Genomic DNA, 16,415 nt, shown 5'->3' on the forward strand with positions numbered 1-16,415 from the left:
CGCCTTGCAGGAAGGGGAGCGGCCAATCGGAAGGCCCGGGCCGCGATCCGTGCGACGAGCGCCGCGTCGCACCGGCATCGTGCTTGTTGGCCATTTTCTTTCATGCGTCCCGGGCGCGGCAGGAAGGCGCCATGGTTGTTTGGCGACGGCTTTCTACGATCAGTCCACCATAGGGCTTCTTGGGACTTGCACAAGCCGCGGCCCGCGGGCCGGAATGCGCGCCGGCCGAGCCGGATCGAACCGGCGCCTGTAACCCGCCCGACGCCCGATCGGGATCGGCGCGGTGGAATCTTCCAGGGGCCAGGCATGACCAGCTCGCCGCAACATCGGGCGTCGGGGAACGGACTGCATTTCAAGGAGAATGGCGGAGAGGAAGGGATTCGAACCCTCGAGACGGTTTTAAGCCGTCTACTCCCTTAGCAGGGGAGCGCCTTCGGCCACTCGGCCACCTCTCCGCCGCTGGTGTTACCGGGACAAACAGCAGGTGACAAGTTGATTTGTGCCCCGGCGCTCCTTTTCCACACGGAGCGTGTCGTGCCGGGGCGGCGATGCCGAGGCGGTGATGGCGAAGTCCGTGGTGGCAGGCGCGCCGACGCGTTGCGGCCGGGCGCGTCCGCCAGCGTCACGCGAGCCTCCCGAAAAAGAACCATTTCGCGTGGTTCGCCGCGTGGCGGGCCGTTCCTGCCGGATGGCGGCCATCCTGCCGGGCTCGTTGGTGCCGGGATTCCGCGCTATCGTGACGATCCGGAGCGGCGTTCGCGGGAAGGGGTATGACCATGTCGGACTATGACGTCTTCGCCAGGGCTGCGGCGCATGCGACGGCCTTCCGCGAGGGGCTCGCCGGCCGGATTCAGCGCCCCGTGCAGAGCTATGCCGACGCTGTCGCGGCGTTCGCCGGGCCGGTGCCGGAGGCGGGCGCGGAGGCCGGCGCCATCCTCGACGAGCTCGTCACCCGCGCGACGCCCGGCCTCCATGCGTCGGCCGGCACGCGATTCTTCGGCTGGGTGATCGGCAGTTCGCATCCCGTCGGCGTCGCCGCCGACTGGATGACCGCCGCCTGGGGGCAGAACGCCGGCAACCATACCGCCGCGCCGGCGGCGGCGGCGTGCGAGGCGGTGGCCGCGCGATGGCTGCTGGACCTGCTCGACCTGCCCGCGACGGCCTCGGTCGGCTTCGTGACGGGCGCGACGGTCGCCAATTTCGTGGCGCTGGCCGCCGCGCGCGGCGAGGTCCTGCGTCGGCTGGGCTGGGACGTCGAGGCGGATGGCCTGTTCGGCGCGCCGCCGATCCGCGTGCTGATCGGCGAAGAGGCCCACAGCACCGTGTTCTCGGCCCTCCAATATCTCGGCCTCGGCCAGGCGCGCGTCACCAGGGTCGCGGTCGACGGGCAGGGGGCGATGCTGCCGGAGGCGTTCGAGGCGGCGATGGCGTCGGCAGCCGGCGACCCGGCGGTCATCGTCATCACCCAGGCCGGGCAGATCAACACCGGCGCGTTCGATCCGCATCCCGCCATCCTCGCGGCGGCCCGGCGTCATCCGAACGCCTGGGTGCATGTCGACGGCGCCTTCGGCCTCTGGGCCCGCGCCTGTCCGGAGCGTGCCGGCCTGGCGGCGGGGATCGAGGGAGCCGATTCCTGGGCGACCGACGGACACAAATGGCTGCAGACGCCCTATGACTGCGGTTACGCCATCGTGCGCGACGCCGAATCGCACCGGCGGGCGATGACGATCGCGGCGAGCTACCTGCCGACCACGGCGGAAGGCGAGCGCGATCCCTCGCATTATGTGCCGGAATTGTCGCGGCGGGCGCGCGGCTTCGCCACCTGGGCGATGCTGCGTCATTTCGGCCGCGCGGGCATCGCCGAGATGGTAGCCCGGCACTGCCGGCTCGCGCGCGGCATGGCCGACGCGCTCCGGGGCGAGCCCGGCGTCACGATTGTCAACGACGTGGTGCTGAACCAGGTGATCCTGCGCTTCGGCGCGGATCGATCCCCGGAAGAGGGCGACGCCCTGACGCGCGCCACGATTGCCGCGCTCCAGCGCGACGGCCGGATTTTTGCCGGCGGCGCGCAATGGCGCGGCGCCTGGGTTCTGCGGCTTTCGGTGATCGGTGGCGGCACCACGGAGGAGGATGCTGCGATCGCCGTTGCGGCCATTCGCGACGCCTGGCGTCGCGTTTCGGCCGGAGAGGGGTGAAACGCCGCGGGGCGCTCAGGAGAGCGCGTCGCGCTCGTTCTGCAGGGTTGCCAGCTGCTGCTCGAGATCGGCGATCCGGTCCGCCATGCGAGCTTCGCTGGCGGCGCCGGAGACGGCTGCCGCCTGCTCCGTCAGCGTGCGCATCGCCTCGCGGATGGCGTTGATGCGTTCGTCGAGTTCGATCAGGACTTTGGGATCAGCCATCTTTCGTCTCCTGCAGCGGCTATGAATCAACGTGGTCGCGGCGCCTTGGTTCATCAAGGCCGCAGACGACGATTACCTATCTTCGGTTGCGGGAGAAGCCCTTTTCCTGCAGCTCGGCCAGATAGGCGGCCCAGAGCTTGTCGTGGTCGCGGCCGAGCTCCGCCAGATAGGTCCAGGTGAACAGGCCGGTATCGTGGCCGTCGTCGAAGCCGAGCCGGACGGCATAGTTTCCAACGGGACTGATCGTGGCGATCGCCACGTCGATCTTGCCGGGCACGGTCTGCTTTTGGGCTTTGCTGTGGCCCTGAACCTCGGCAGAGGGGCTGGTGACGCGCAGGAACTCCGCCGGCAGCGCATAGCGCGCGCCATTGTCGAAGACGACGGTCAGCGTGCGCTTGTCGGGCGAGAGGCGAATCTCAGTCGGCCAGGGCGCGGCTCCGGTGGCTGCGGGGGAGGGTGAGGTGGTCGTCATGGGCGGTCTCCGGCGGCGCTGCGGCCCTGGTTCCGGCGCTGGCCTCGTGCGGTTCGCGCCGGCCGGCCTTTGAATCGAAGCGGCTTCTCGTCTACATAACAGAGATGGTCGTCCGTGGATCCTTTCGGACGGTCGGAGGACTGTGCATGAACGAGATCGTGCCGATTTCGGCCGATGCCAAGGCGATGGTCGACCCGTTCGGCCGGACGATCAACTATCTTCGCGTCTCGGTGACCGATCGCTGCGATTTCCGCTGCGTCTATTGCATGGCCGAGGACATGACGTTCCTGCCGAAGCGGGATGTGCTGTCGCTCGAGGAACTGGACCGGCTCTGCAGCGTCTTCATTGCCAAGGGCGTGCGCCGCCTGCGGCTTACCGGCGGCGAGCCGCTTGTCCGGCGCAACATCCTGTCGCTGATCCGCTCGCTGGGCCGGCACATCGACGCCGGCCGGCTCGATGAACTGACGCTGACCACCAATGGCTCGCAGCTGGCGCGTTTCGCCACGGAGCTGGTGGAGGCTGGGGTTCGTCGCATCAACGTCTCGATGGATACGCTCGATCCGGCGCGGTTCCGGGCGATCACGCGCTGGGGCGATCTCGACAAGGTGATGGTCGGCCTCGACGCGGCGCAGGCGGCGGGGCTGAAGATCAAGATCAACGCCGTGGCGCTCAAGGACGTCAACGAGCACGAGATCGACGACCTGCTCCGTTTCGCGCATGGTCGCGGCATGGACCTGACCCTGATCGAGACGATGCCGCTCGGCGAGGTCGACGTCGACCGGACGGAGCAGTACCTGCCGCTGTCGACCGTGCGCGACCGGCTGGAGCAGAACTGGACGCTGCGCGACATCCCCTACAAGACCGGCGGTCCCGCCCGCTATGTCGAGGTCGCCGAGACGGGGGGGCGCATCGGCTTCATCACCCCGCTCACGCATAATTTCTGCGAGACCTGCAACCGCGTCCGCGTCACCTGCACCGGTACGCTGTTCATGTGCCTTGGCCAGGAAGACGCGACCGATCTCCGGGCGCCGCTGCGGGCCTCCGAGCAGGACACGCTGCTTTCCGCTGCCATCGACGAGGCGATCGGCCGGAAGCCCAAGGGCCATGATTTCATCATCGATCGCGAGCATCGCCGCCCGGCGGTCGGCCGCCACATGAGCATGACCGGCGGCTGATCCTCCTAGTGATCCGGATGGCTTTGCTGCGCTGCAGCACGGCGTTTACAGTCGGGCGGCGCAGTTTTTCTTCATCCGCATGTATTGATCGAGTGAAACGGCCCCTGCGCGGTTGCTTCGCCGGAGCTTATTGGCCAATCTTTAGGCGTCGGAGCCGACCCGCCTCGACCCGGATCATCTGCGGCGCCGTGCTGCCGCGCATCGCCTGAAGTCCCATGCCCGCTCTGGCCGACAAGTCCCGCGGCATCATCATGATGGTGCTTTCGAATCTCGCCTTCATCATCAACGACACCTGGATCAAGCTGGCAAGCGAGGGCCTGCCGACGGGGCAGATCCTGTTCATTCGCGGCGCCTTTGCCTTTGTCGTGATCCTGGGCGTGGTACTGGCGACGGGCGCCTATCGGAACTGGCGCTCCGTCTGCAACGGGCTGGTCGCGTGGCGGACCGTCGGCGAGATCGGCGCGACGCTGCTCTATCTCTATGCGCTGTTCAATATGCCGATCGCCAATGTGACGGCGATCGGGCAGATCGTGCCGCTGATGACCACCGCGGCCGCCGCGATCTTCCTGGCCGAGCCGGTCGGCTGGCGGCGCTGGCTGGCGGTCGCCATCGGCTTCTTCGGCGTGATGCTGATCATGCGGCCAAGCCTGTCGGGCTTCGACGTCTTCTCGCTGGCGGCGCTGGCCTCGATGGCCTTCATCACGCTGCGCGACCTGGTCACGCGCGAGTTCAATCCGGGCACCTCGACGCTGCTCGTCATCGCCGTGACGGCCCTGGCCGTCACGCTGGCGGGCGGCAGCCTGTCGGTGGTGGAGGAGTGGGCGTGGCCGGATCTGCGGCAGTGGTCGCTTCTCGCCGCCGCCGCCGTGCTGCTGCTTTGCGGCTATGGCACGTCGATCCTCGCCATGCGTCTCGGCGCCATGGCGGTGGTGGCGCCGTTCCGATACGCCGGCATCATCTTCGCCGTCATCATCGGCTATCTGGTCTGGGGCGACGTGCCGGACGCGCTGACGCTGACCGGCACGGTGATCGTCGTCGCGACCGGCGTCTATACCTTCCGGCGCGAGATGCGGCTGGCACAGCAGGCGGCCGTGCCGGCCGGGGAGCCGGTCAACCAGCCCAGTGCGTGACGACGTCCGAGAGGTTGGGGCGGAGCCGATCGGCCGGGCGCTCGGTCTGGCGGCCGAGATGGATGAAGCCGGCGACGCGTTCGTCCGGCTGCACGCCGAGCAGGGCGGCGGCCTCGGGATCGCGGCCGGGCCATTTCAGCAGCCATTGCGTGGCATAGCCATAGGCGGACGCGGCGTGGATCAGCGTCATGCCGACGGCGCCGGCGCCGAGAACCTGGTCCCATTCCGGGATCTTCGACGTCAAGTCGGGGCGGCTGACGACGATCACCGTGACCGGGGAACGCATCATGTAGTGCGTCCACATCGTTCCCTTGGCGGGATCGCGGTCGGGATTGCGCGAGGCATAGAGCGCGTCGAAGCGCTCGCCGCTGACGCGCCGGGCATCGCCCTCGATGACGATGAAGCGCCAGGGCGCGAGACGGCCGTGGTCGGGCGACCGCGCGGCGATCGTCAGGATGTGGCTGAGGTGATCCGGCGGAATCGGGGCGGGATCGAAGGCGCGCATGGGGACCGAGCGCCGGGTCTCCAGCTTGGCCAGCATGTTGGGGGAGAACTGCAGCTCGAAGGCGTCGTCATAAATCGGAACGGAGGCCGCGGGCGGCGCGCGGTGATGGGAGCCCTGATCGGTCATGGACAGGCTTTCGTCTTCGGGGGGCGGACCGCCGAGAGATGCCCCTGACCGCGCGGTTTTGCAAGGGAAGCGCCCGGGCCGAGGGCTGCCCTTCTGTTCGATCCTGACGAGGAATCAGGCACATGTTGCTCAAATTCGACACGACGTGAACGGAAACCCGAGCCTCACGCGCCCGCACGGGCAAGATTTTGCACGATCGCGTCGCCGCCCGCCGTGACCGCCGGGCGGCGCCTCATTCAGGCGGCGCGCGCCGCCAGGGCCTGGTCGGCGGTCAGCGCCGTCTCCGGGGTTCCCGATACGATCAGCTCGAGCACTTCCTGCTCGGTGGTGTGCTTGATGTAGCGGTCGCCGACATTCTGGCCGCGCTTCATCACCATGATCCGGTCGCCGACCTCGAAGATGTCGGTCAGCCGGTGGGAGATGATGATCTGCGCCACGCCCTGCCGCTTCAGCTCGGCCATCGTCTCGAGCAGCCGCTCGGTCGCCATCACGGAGAGATTGGCCGTCGGTTCGTCGAGCACGACGACGCGCGGATTGAACGAGATGGCGCGGGCGATGGCGACGGATTGCTGGCGGCCGCCCGACAGGCTCTCGACCTTCTGGAACACGGAATTCACGTCGACCTTGAGCCGCTTCAGCACCTGGTCGGCCTCGGCATACATGCGGTTGCGGTCGACGAAGAGCCCCTTCTTCGGCCAGCGGCCGAGGAAGATGTTCTGGGCGATGTCCATGTTCCCGCACAACGCGAAGTCCTGGTAGATCATCTCGATCCCCTCGTCGCGGCTTTCGTGCGGGTTCTTGAAGTGGGTCGGCTTGCCGGCGACGAGGACGTCGCCGGAGTCGCGGTGGTAGGCGCCGGTCATCACCTTCATCAGGGTCGACTTGCCGGCCGAGTTGTCGCCGACAAGGCCGAGGATCTCGCCCTCGCCGAGCGTCAGGTTGATGTCCTTCAGCGCCTGCACGGGGCCGAAGGCCTTGGAGATGTGGCGCATCTCGATCAGGGGAGCGGCTTTGTTTTCCGACATGGGCGTTTCTCAGACGTGAGCTGTTTCGGGGCTGGCCCCGGATTTGCGGGAGAAGCGGCGTCGTATCGCGCCGAGCAGGTCGCCCTGCCGGAACCAGATGTCGCCGACCACCGCGATGATCAGGATCAGGCCGATGAAGACGTTGACCCAGTGCTGCGGCATGACGAAGGACTGGCCGTTGCCGAGGATCAGCTGCAGCGACAGCAGCGAGCGGATCAGCGCGATCACCGCCGCGCCGGCCAGCGCCCCGAGCACCGTCCCGTAGCCGCCGAAGATCGAGCCGCCGCCGATGATGACGGCGGCGATCGCGTCGAGCTCGCGCAGCTGGCCGGCCGACGGATTGAACGAGCGCAGGAAGGCGACATAGATCACGCCGGCGAAGGCGGCACAGAGCGCCGAGAACACCAGGCTGATCGCGCGTACCCGCGCCGTGTTGATGCCGGCATAGTCGGCCGCGCGGCGGTTGCCGCCAGTGGCGTAGACCATCTGGCCGAACGGGGTGCGCGCAAGGATAACGCCGGCGATCACCGCGACGATGACCATGAAAATGGTCTGCACGCTGATCGCGGCGGCGATGTCGTAGAGCAGCGTGCCCGGCGTCGGCGCCATGCCGAAATAGGTCAGCGCGTCAATCAGCTTGCGGCCGATCAGGTTGAAGCCCTCCGGGAAGGCCGAAAGCTGGCGGCCGGCCGTCAGCCAGGCGCCGACGCCGCGCGCCATGTAGAACATGCCGAGCGTGGCGACGAAGGCGGGCAGGCCGAAGCTCACCGTCAGCAGCGCGTTGATGAAGCCCGCTGCGGCGCCGGCCAGGAGCGCGATGAACGCCGCCGCCCAGGGATCGAAGCCCATCTGCTTCATCAGGAAGGCGCAGGTCGCCGCCGACAGCGCCAGCACCGAGCCGACCGAAAGGTCGATGTCGGCATTGGCGATGACATAGGTCATGCCGATCGACAGCAGGCCGACCTCGGTGAAGGACAGCATCAGGTTGAAGCTGTTGTCGAGCGAGCCCCAGAAATCGGGCCGCAGATAGAGGCCGACGCACCAGAGCACGACGGCGAGGATGATCGCCGCCGCGTCGCGCCGGGCGAGGAAGTGGCCGATCGGGCCGCGTGCCTTCATCGAGCGGTCGGAGGAGGTCGAACCCTTGGTCTGCGCGCCCTCGATGGCGACGCCGCCCATTTCGATGATCGGCGGCAGGGGCTTGCCGCGCAGGCGGGCCCAGAGGCGCGGGAAGACGTTGCGGCGGATGATCCAGGGCTCGATCAGCACCGAGATCAGCAGGATCAGGCCGAGGAAGGCCGGCACGGCGCCGGGCGGCAGCTGCGCCATGCCCTGCACCTGCATCTCGACGTCGCCGACCTTGACGATGCGCGTCATCGGGATGCCTTCGCGCAGCACCTTGTCGATCAGCGTGACGAGGATGGCGCCGAGCGCGCCGCCGAGCAGGCGGCCGCGGCCACCGAGGATCGAGGCGCCACCGACGATGACGGCCGCGATGACGATGAGCTCGGCGCCCTGGCCGTATTGCGAGGTGATGCCCTTGTCCTGGGCGACGCTCATCAGGCCGGCCAGCGTGGCGGCGAGAGCGGACAGGACATAGGCGCGCATCCGCACGCGGTTGGTCGGGATGCCGGAATAGGTTGCCGCCAGCTCGTTGCCGCCAGTCGCGTAGGTCTCGTAGCCCCAGCGCGTCTTGGCGAGCACGAACATGCCGACGATGGTGACCAGCGCGAAGATCAGGATCTGGTTGTTGAAGCCGAACGCGTTGGTTTCGCCGATCTGGAAGAACCAGGGCGCCGTCGCCGCCTTCTCGCTGTAGGAGACCGTTTTGCCGCCGGTCAGCCCCAGCACGAAGCCGCGGCCGATGAACAGCATGGTCAGCGTCGTGATGAAGGACGGCACCCGCAGATGGGTGACGAAATAGCCGTTGACCAGGCCGACGCCGAGGCCGACGGCGATGGCCGCGACCAAGGACGGCACGATGCCGAGATCGTAGTAGGACGTCGAGAAGGCCAGCGAGAAAACGGTGGCGACCAGGCCGAAGGTCGAGCCGACCGAAAGGTCGAGGTCCTTGTTGATGATGACGAAGGTCATCCCGGCCGCCATGACGCCATAACGCGCCGTGTCGCGCAGGATCGCGGAGATCGCGTCGGTCTGGCCGAAGAACTTCGGATTGATGAAGACGCCCGCGATGTAGAGCAGCACCATGAAGATCAGCAGGCCGACTTCCCAGCCTCCGATCATTTCGAGAGGCAGGCGTCTGCGGGGCGGGGCAAGGGTGGTGGAAGTCATGGGTGCAGGGCGCTCTGCTGGATACAGGAGGATCGCGGCGCTCGGCCGCTCTGCCGGCGGGGTCGCCGAGGCTCGGACCGGACAAGATGCCGGGCTGACGGGGCGTTGCGACCACGCCGCCGTTCGTCGGAGCGGAACGGCAGCCGGTCTCGCCTCGGCTGGGCAGGCATCGCTTCAGGGCCAGGAGGCGCCCGGCATGCCGGACGCCTCCCTTTGTTGCCTCAGTTCTCGAAGCGCTTGCCGACCAGGTCGACTGTGTCCTTCGTCACGAGCTGGGCGCTCGTGTCGAGATTGGCGGCGGAGACGCCGCGGTCGATCTGGAGGTAGAGCTGCGCGACGGGCCAGAAGCCCTGCAGGAACGGCTGCTGGCCGAGCGAGCCGGTCAGCGCGCCGGTGCGAATCTGTTCCTGCTGCTTCGGGCCGAGGTCGAAGCCGAAGGCGCAGACCTTGCCGTTCATCTTGAGCTGGGCCACCGCGTCGCCGAGCGCCGGGGTGACGAAGCCGTTGGCGGCGAAGGCGCCGACGACGTCGCCGCGCGATTCGATCAGCGACACGACCGAGTTGACGATGTCGTCCTTGTTGACGTCGATGCCGATGTTCTCCGGGCCGGCGTCGACCTTGAAGTCGTTCAGGCGGCCGGCGGCGTTCAGCGCCTTGACGGCGGCTTCGAAGGCGGCGGTGACGCGGCGGTTCACTTCCTCGTTGCCGAGCGTGGTCGTCGACGGGAAGATGATCGAGCCGCCCTTGGCGCCCGAATCGAGGATGCACTTGGCGAGCGCCTCGCCGCCGATCGCCGCGGCCGACGACAGCTGGCCGGTGTGGCTGATCTGCGAGCGGTTGGCGATCGCCGGGTCGAACGAGTTGGTGGTCGCGACCGGGATGCCGTTGGCGAAGGCCTTCTTGACGATGTCGTCATAGGCGCCCGACTGCGGCGTCGTCATGATCAGGCCGTCGATCGTCGGATCGTTGATGACCTGGTTCAGGATCTCGATTTCGCGCGGGATGTCGTCGACCGGTGCCTCGGAGCCGAGCTTGATCAGGTTGATGCCGAACGCGTCGGCCGCCACCTGCGCGCCCACATAGGTGGGGTCGAAGAAGCCGTTGCCGGCGGTGTGGGTGACGATGGCGAAGGTCAGCTTGCCGTCCTTGGAATGGAAATCCTTGGTCGTCGCCGCTTCCTTGGCCGCGTCCTCGAACGAATAACCGCCGACGGCCTTGCCGAGCGAGCCGCCGCCCTGGGCGTAGGCCGCCGTGGCGATCAGCGAGACGGATGCGCCCAGCGCGAGCGTCTTCAGAATCTTCTTCATAACTATCCTCCCCAATAGCCAACTCGGGGACGTCCAGCGTCTGTCCGAGATGGCCGCAGCATAGGCAAGGTCAAGAGGGGCCGCAACGGCGGCATGACGCAGTGCCTCCTAAATTGAGGGCCGCACCTCATCATTTTACATCAAAGTCTAGTTGTCGCCTTTGGCGTGCTGCAGCGCAAAAATACTAAATGCTTAAAAATTCGGAGTATTTTGACTTGCTGCAATGCAGCATGGTCTGTTGTGGGTCGTGTGCGATTTTGGATGCAACCCGGAGTAACGCTCCGGGCAGCTTCCTGCCGGCAGGCGCCGACTAGGGCAGGGCGTCGGGATCGCCGTCGAACTCGTGACTGGCGAAGACGCCGCCCTGGGTCCGCTCGGTGAGGCGGTCCTCGGTCTTCTTGCCGGCGAGCGTGGCGGAGAAGCGATCGGCGCTGTCGGCGGGACGGTAGCCGAGCCGCGCGGCGTTGGAGTTGTCCCACCAGCTCGCCGAATTGTCGGAGACGCCATAGACGATCTCGAAGACATAGTCGGCCTCGAGGCCGACATCGATCATCCGGACGAGGTCGGCGAACGACATCCAGGTCGAAAGCTGGCGGGCATCGGCCGGCTCCGCGAAGGAGGAGCCGATGCGGATGCAGAGCGCCTTGATGCCGTGCTTGTAGGCGTGCAGGGCGGCGAGGTCCTCGCCGAACGCCTTGGACAGCCCGTAGCGGCTGTCGGGCGCGGCCGGGGCGCGGTGGTCGATCCGGGTGTCGCGGCGATAGAGGCCGATCACATGGTTGGAGCTGGCGAAGACGATGCGTTTCACCCCGGCCTGCCGGGCCGCCTCCCAGAGATTGACGGCGCCGACGATGTTGGCCGACAGGATCGTGTCCCAGTCGTCCTCGTTCGATCGGCCGCCGAAATGCAGGATGGCGTCGACGCCGCGACAGAGTTCCGTCACGGCGGCGGCGTCGGACAGGTCGCAGCGCACCACCTCCTCGCCGGGGCCGGCGGGGGCCATCTCGGCCAAGTCGGAAAGGCGGAGGATGGGAAACCGCCCGGCGAGCCGCTGGCGCAGCTCGCGGCCGAGATGGCCGGCGGCGCCCGTCAGCAGGGCGCGATTGAGCGACATGGCGTGGCCCTCCACGTTGGCTCGTCGGTTCAGCCTACGTTGGCCGGCTTGCCATGCTCAAGGCTCCGGGCGCGCAGCGCGGTGGCGGCGGCGCGGATAGAGGCGAGAACCGCCGGATCGTCGAGATTGCTGAGGAACTCGGCCATCGGCCCCGTCTCAGCGATGCCGGCCTCGGCGACTGCGGCATGCAGGACGCGGATCGGCGAATGGCGGTCGCGCAGGTCCTCGAGCGGGATGAACTGCTCCCGGAGCGTCGCGGCCTGGGCCGTATCGCCGCGCTTCAGCGCCTTCAGGATCGCCATCGAAAGATGCGGCGCGATGCAGACCGAGCCGGAGGTGAAGGCGTTGAGGCCGAAGCGCGTGACATGGTCGATCACCGGGCGTTCGCCGATGCCGCTGATGATGCGCTCGCCCGATCCGGTCGCGTTGAGCAGGGCGGAGAGCAGCGGGTCCTCGGCCGGATCCTTGCGCACGACGGCATATTTCACCGTGCAGACTGCGCCGTCGGCCATCAGCGCCGCGAGGTCGCGCGCCTCGATATAACCCTCGTTCTTCACATAGGCGATCAGCGGCTTGCCGTAGCGGTCGGCGAGCTTGCGAAGTCCGGTCGCGACGCCGGCGGGCGTGGCCGGGAAGGTGAGGGGCAGCAGCATGGCCGTCGGGAAGGCGCGCTCGCGCAGCAGGTCGACCTGGTCGCAGGCTTTGCCGTAGTCGGCGCCGACCGAGGGAACCATCCAGCCATCGGCGGGCGCGATCCGCTCCAGCAGGTCGAGCAGCGCCCCGAACTCGCGGACCCCCATGTTGTAGAGGTTGGCATTGCCGCCGAACATGTAGGTCGTGACGCCGCCGGCGCGCAGCCAGTCGACGAGGCGCCGCGTCTCGCCTTCGAGCAGGGCGCCGTCCGCGCCGCGGGGCAGTGGCGGCACGGAAAGGACGGAGCGGGCGAGATCGGCGGGGGTGACGGCATCGGATTTCATCGGGACCTCCATCAACTTGTAATCGCATATTACATCTTTTCGCTCCACTCGGCCACGATAAATGACAACCCGGCCTGTTTCGGGCGACCGATTGCCAGGCGAGCTGACAGCTCTGCCGTGCATCGCAGGCGCGGTGGGGCTCGCTGGCGGTCGACGCGGCGGGGCGGGCATGCCATGGTTGCGCCCCGCCAATCTCAGGAGTCTTTGATGACGGATCTGGACCTTCGCCCGCTCGTTCCCACCCTGCACAAGCTGGCGGAGAGCGCCGTCTACGACGACCGCGGCAACCGGCTGCTCTATTGCGACATCCCCGACAAAGCGATTCATGCGGTCAGCCTCTCGACCGGCGAGACGCAGGTCTGGCGCTTTCCCACCGTCGTCGGTTCGTTCGGCCTGACCGAGACCGGACGCTTCGTCGTCGCGCTGCGCGACAGCGTCGTGCTGTTCGATCCGGAGACGGGCGAGAGCCAGACCCTGGCCGAGATCGAGGCCGATATTCCGGAGACCCGCCTGAATGACGGCAAGGTCGGGCCGGACGGCTGCTTCTGGGTCGGCACGATGGACGAGCGTCCCGACCGCCAGCCGATCGGCGCGCTCTATCGCGTCGATGCGAAGGGCCATGTCGAGCGCAAGATCGACGGCCTGATGGTGTCGAACGGACTCGCCTTCGGACCGGACGGCCGCACCATGTTCCATTCCGATTCGCGCGGCCCCTGGATCGACCGCTGGGCGTTCGATCCCGAAACCGGCGCGATCAGCGACCGCAAGCGCATCGCCGTGCTCGACGACACGATCGGCCGGCCGGATGGCGGCGCCACCGATGTGGAAGGCTGCTACTGGAGTGCCGGCGTTTCCGGTGCCAAGCTGAACCGCTTCTCGCCCGAGGGCGAACTGCTGGCGAGCTACGACGTGCCAGCGGCGGCGCCGACCATGCCGGCCTTTGGCGGCCCGGACATGAAGACCCTGTTTCTGACCAGCCTGCGCGACGGCCGCACCGAGGAGCAGCTGGCGCGCTGGCCACTGACCGGCTCCGTCTTCATCGGCCGCTCACCCGTCGCGGGCTCGCCGGTGGCGCGCTTCCGCGACGTGTAGGAAGAGAAGAGGGCGTCATACGGCCAGCGCGGCTCGATGCGTTTCGCTGGCCGTCATCCCGGCGAAGGCCTGGATCCAGGACCTCAGGCTCCGGGCCAGAAGACTGTGCCACCGTTTGCGTGGCCTGTGTTTATGGGCCCCGGCCTTCGCCGGGGCGCCGGACCCAGGCTGAACGAATGGCTTTCTTGTTCTGTGATGGCCAACTCCGAAGAAGGAGATGGCCCGTCGCGGCGAAAGCGCCTCTATCTTTCCTCGGGCGGCAGCGGGCGCGGCTTCCGGTCGCCATCGATCGAGACGAAGGTGAAGGTCGCCTCGGTCACCTTGTTGACCTCGTCGGTCTGCCGGTTGCGTCGCCAAGTCTCGACGAACACCCGGATCGACGTGCGCCCGGTAGAGATCACCTTGCCGTAAATCGTCACTTCGTCGCCGACGAAGACCGGGCTCAGGAACGACATGCCGTCGACGGCGGCCGTGACGGTGCGGCCGCGCGCGCGGCGGGTGGCGATCGTGCTGGCTCCCAGGTCCATCTGCGACATCAGCCATCCGCCGAAGATGTCTCCCGACGGATTGGTGTCGTGCGGCATCGCGATCGTGCGGATGACGGGAATGGTCGTCTGGTGCGGAAAATCGGGCGCGCTGGCCGTGGTCATGGTGTCTCCTGGCGCATGGGGCGCTGATGGGCGCTGAAATGAAACGGGGCGCCCGAAGGCGCCCCGTGGATCCTGTATCCGACCCGGTCAGACCGAGTAGTACATGTCGAATTCGACCGGATGCGGGGTGTGCTCGAAGCGGATGACTTCTTCCATCTTGAGCTCGATATAGGCCTCGATCATCGACTTCGTGAAGACGCCGCCTTCGAGCAGGTAGGCGTGGTCCTTCTCGAGCGACACGAGAGCCTCGCGCAGCGACGCGCAGACCGTCGGGATCTTCTTCAGTTCCTTCGGCGGCAGGTCGTAGAGGTTCTTGTCCATCGCGGCGCCCGGATGGATCTTGTTCTTGATGCCGTCGAGGCCGGCCATCAGCATCGCCGCGAAAGCGAGGTAGGGGTTCGCGCCCGGATCCGGGAAGCGGACTTCGACGCGCTTCGCCTTGGGCGAGGTCGCGAACGGAATGCGGCAGGACGCCGAACGATTGCGGGCCGAGTAGGCCAGCAGCACCGGAGCCTCATAGCCCGGGACCAGACGCTTGTAGGAGTTGGTCAGCGGGTTGGTGAAGGCGTTCAGCGACTTGGCGTGCTTGATGATGCCGCCGATGTAGTACAGGCAGGTCTCGGAGAGATCGGCATACTCGTTGCCGGCGAAGACCGGCTTGCCTTCCTTCCAGATCGACTGGTGCACATGCATGCCCGAGCCGTTGTCGCCATAGACCGGCTTCGGCATGAAGGTGGCGGTCTTGCCGTACGAGTTCGCGACGTTGTGGATCGCGTACTTGTAGATCTGCATGTGGTCGGCCATCGTCACGAGCGTGCCGAACTTGACGCCGAGCTCATGCTGGGCCGAGGCGACCTCGTGATGGTGCTTCTCGACGACGACGCCCATCGACTGCATGGCCGCCAGCATGTCGGAGCGCATGTCCTGCAGGCTGTCGATCGGCGGGACGGGGAAGTAGCCGCCCTTGGTCTTGACGCGATGGCCGAGGTTGCCGCTCTCGTAGTCGGTGTCGGAGTTGGTCGGCAGCTCGATGTCGTCGAGCTTGAAGCCCGTGTTGTACGGGGTGGCCGAGAACTTGACGTCGTCGAAGACGAAGAATTCGGCTTCCGGGCCGACGAAGATGGTGTCGCCGATCTTGGTCTGCTTCAGATAGGCCTCGGCCTTCTTGGCGATGCCGCGCGGGTCGCGGTCATAGGCCTCGCCGGTCGACGGCTCGAGCACGTCGCAGACGATCGACAGCGTCGACTGCGCGAAGAACGGGTCGATCGTCGCGGTCGACGGATCGGGCATCAACAGCATGTCGGACTCGTTGATCGCCTTCCAGCCGGCGATCGACGAACCGTCGAACATCGTGCCTTCCGCGAAGATTTCCTCGTCCACCATCGAGACGTCGAACGTCACGTGCTGCCACTTGCCGCGCGGATCCGTGAAGCGGAAATCCACATACTTCACGTCCTGCTCCTTGATGAGCTTCAGGACGTCTTTCGCGGTCGTCATTCGTGTCTTCCTTCTATGAGGTAACGGGTGTGCCCGGTCGAGGCTGAGGCAAGCAGTCGGCCAGCGGTGCCGGCCGCGGGGGCCGGCGAGCAGGAGCGCCGGCGGCGGGGAAACTAGATGGCGTCGAGTCCGCTTTCGCCGGTGCGGATGCGCACGGCTTCCTCGATATTCGAGACGAAGATCTTGCCGTCGCCGATGCGGCCGGTCTGCGCGGCCTTCCGGATCGCGTCGACCGCGCGTTCGACGAGCTCGTCGCCCAGCACGATCTCGACCTTCACCTTCGGCAGGAAGTCGACGACATATTCCGCGCCCCGGTAGAGCTCGGTATGTCCCTTCTGGCGTCCGAAGCCCTTGGCTTCGGTGACGGTGATGCCCTGCAGGCCAACCTCCTGCAGCGCCTCCTTCACTTCATCCAGCTTGAACGGCTTGATGATGGCTTCGATCTTCTTCATTGCCTCCGCATCTCCGAATGCTTGCCTGTGTCGCCTGCCAACCTGGCCGATATCGTCGGCCTGGCCACTCACTTGCAGGCTCCGTGCCAATTGCCGGTCTTCGCGGGAAGCGCCGGAAAATTATGCGCGGTGCGCTGCGTTGGAGCGGAATTTCCTAGGGATCGCTTCGCTCGCTGTTCAAATAATAGGCAAATGAACAACA

Annotated in this window: 15 protein-coding genes and 1 tRNA gene; 4 read left to right on the forward strand and 12 right to left on the reverse strand. The window is 67.0% G+C overall.

What is annotated here, in order from left to right; translation table 11 throughout:
* Window positions 1–362: 362 nt before the first annotated feature.
* A tRNA-Ser gene (locus G539_RS0100150) sits at window positions 363–455 on the reverse strand.
* A gap of 315 nt (window positions 456–770) precedes the next feature.
* On the opposite strand from G539_RS0100150, the gene G539_RS0100155 reads away from it, so the two are divergent.
* The gene (locus G539_RS0100155) at window positions 771–2,195 is read left to right on the forward strand and encodes a pyridoxal phosphate-dependent decarboxylase family protein (RefSeq protein WP_156911688.1); all 1,425 of its coding nucleotides are present in this window, start codon (window positions 771–773) and stop codon (window positions 2,193–2,195) included.
* Window positions 2,196–2,210: 15 nt separating this feature from the next.
* Here G539_RS0100155 and G539_RS0100160 read toward each other — a convergent pair whose 3' ends face one another.
* Both G539_RS0100160 and G539_RS0100165 read right to left on the reverse strand, forming a co-directional pair.
* Window positions 2,211–2,399 carry a hypothetical protein gene (locus G539_RS0100160; RefSeq protein ID WP_029073418.1) on the reverse strand — a complete coding sequence of 63 codons (189 nt, stop codon included), beginning with the start codon at window positions 2,397–2,399 and terminating at the stop codon, window positions 2,211–2,213.
* 76 nt (window positions 2,400–2,475) lie between these two features.
* Window positions 2,476–2,871 carry a gamma-butyrobetaine hydroxylase family protein gene (locus G539_RS0100165; RefSeq protein ID WP_035829750.1) on the reverse strand — a complete coding sequence of 132 codons (396 nt, stop codon included), beginning with the start codon at window positions 2,869–2,871 and terminating at the stop codon, window positions 2,476–2,478.
* Window positions 2,872–3,017: 146 nt separating this feature from the next.
* Here G539_RS0100165 and moaA point away from each other — a divergent pair, with 146 nt between their 5' ends.
* Both moaA and G539_RS0100175 read left to right on the forward strand, forming a co-directional pair.
* Window positions 3,018–4,046 carry a GTP 3',8-cyclase MoaA gene (gene moaA / locus G539_RS0100170; RefSeq protein WP_084639658.1) on the forward strand — a complete coding sequence of 343 codons (1,029 nt, stop codon included), beginning with the start codon at window positions 3,018–3,020 and terminating at the stop codon, window positions 4,044–4,046.
* A gap of 215 nt (window positions 4,047–4,261) precedes the next feature.
* A complete protein-coding gene (locus G539_RS0100175) occupies window positions 4,262–5,176 on the forward strand; it encodes a DMT family transporter (protein WP_029073421.1) in 915 nt (304 codons plus the stop codon).
* Here G539_RS0100175 and G539_RS0100180 read toward each other — a convergent pair.
* The 6 genes from G539_RS0100180 to G539_RS0100205 all read right to left on the reverse strand — a co-directional run bounded on the left by G539_RS0100180 (window position 5,157) and on the right by G539_RS0100205 (window position 12,522).
* Window positions 5,157–5,807, reverse strand: a complete 651-nt coding sequence (locus G539_RS0100180) for a nitroreductase family protein (protein WP_084639660.1) — start codon at window positions 5,805–5,807, stop codon at window positions 5,157–5,159. The two genes, G539_RS0100175 and G539_RS0100180, sit on opposite strands and share 20 nt — an antisense overlap.
* A gap of 236 nt (window positions 5,808–6,043) precedes the next feature.
* Entirely contained in the window at window positions 6,044–6,832 is a 789-nt protein-coding gene (locus G539_RS0100185; RefSeq protein WP_029073423.1) for an ATP-binding cassette domain-containing protein, read from the reverse strand.
* A 9-nt stretch (window positions 6,833–6,841) separates the two neighbouring features.
* Complete coding sequence (locus G539_RS0100190; protein ID WP_210162763.1) at window positions 6,842–9,076, reverse strand: ABC transporter permease; 2,235 nt, start codon at window positions 9,074–9,076, stop codon at window positions 6,842–6,844.
* A 269-nt stretch (window positions 9,077–9,345) separates the two neighbouring features.
* Window positions 9,346–10,431, reverse strand: a complete 1,086-nt coding sequence (locus G539_RS0100195; RefSeq protein ID WP_029073425.1) for a substrate-binding domain-containing protein — start codon at window positions 10,429–10,431, stop codon at window positions 9,346–9,348.
* A 310-nt stretch (window positions 10,432–10,741) separates the two neighbouring features.
* Complete coding sequence (locus G539_RS0100200; RefSeq protein ID WP_029073426.1) at window positions 10,742–11,545, reverse strand: NAD-dependent epimerase/dehydratase family protein; 804 nt, start codon at window positions 11,543–11,545, stop codon at window positions 10,742–10,744.
* 29 nt (window positions 11,546–11,574) lie between these two features.
* On the reverse strand, window positions 11,575–12,522 hold the full coding sequence (locus G539_RS0100205; RefSeq protein ID WP_029073427.1) for a dihydrodipicolinate synthase family protein: 948 nt from the start codon (window positions 12,520–12,522) through the stop codon (window positions 11,575–11,577).
* Between the two features lie 207 nt (window positions 12,523–12,729).
* On the opposite strand from G539_RS0100205, the gene G539_RS0100210 reads away from it, so the two are divergent.
* Window positions 12,730–13,614, forward strand: a complete 885-nt coding sequence (locus G539_RS0100210) for an SMP-30/gluconolactonase/LRE family protein (RefSeq protein ID WP_035829752.1) — start codon at window positions 12,730–12,732, stop codon at window positions 13,612–13,614.
* Window positions 13,615–13,856: 242 nt separating this feature from the next.
* On the opposite strand, the gene G539_RS0100215 is transcribed toward G539_RS0100210, so the two are convergent.
* The 3 genes from G539_RS0100215 to G539_RS0100225 all read right to left on the reverse strand — a co-directional run bounded on the left by G539_RS0100215 (window position 13,857) and on the right by G539_RS0100225 (window position 16,213).
* On the reverse strand, window positions 13,857–14,264 hold the full coding sequence (locus G539_RS0100215) for an acyl-CoA thioesterase (RefSeq protein WP_029073429.1): 408 nt from the start codon (window positions 14,262–14,264) through the stop codon (window positions 13,857–13,859).
* A gap of 87 nt (window positions 14,265–14,351) precedes the next feature.
* Window positions 14,352–15,761, reverse strand: coding sequence for a type I glutamate--ammonia ligase (gene glnA / locus G539_RS0100220; RefSeq protein WP_029073430.1), 1,410 nt, complete (start codon window positions 15,759–15,761; stop codon window positions 14,352–14,354).
* A 113-nt stretch (window positions 15,762–15,874) separates the two neighbouring features.
* Window positions 15,875–16,213: a P-II family nitrogen regulator gene (locus tag G539_RS0100225; RefSeq protein WP_018185381.1), complete on the reverse strand. Its 339-nt coding sequence runs from the start codon at window positions 16,211–16,213 to the stop codon at window positions 15,875–15,877.
* Window positions 16,214–16,415: the final 202 nt, after the last annotated feature.

It is taken from the genome of Kaistia adipata DSM 17808, from assembly GCF_000423225.1.
Lineage (GTDB): Bacteria > Pseudomonadota > Alphaproteobacteria > Rhizobiales > Kaistiaceae > Kaistia > Kaistia adipata.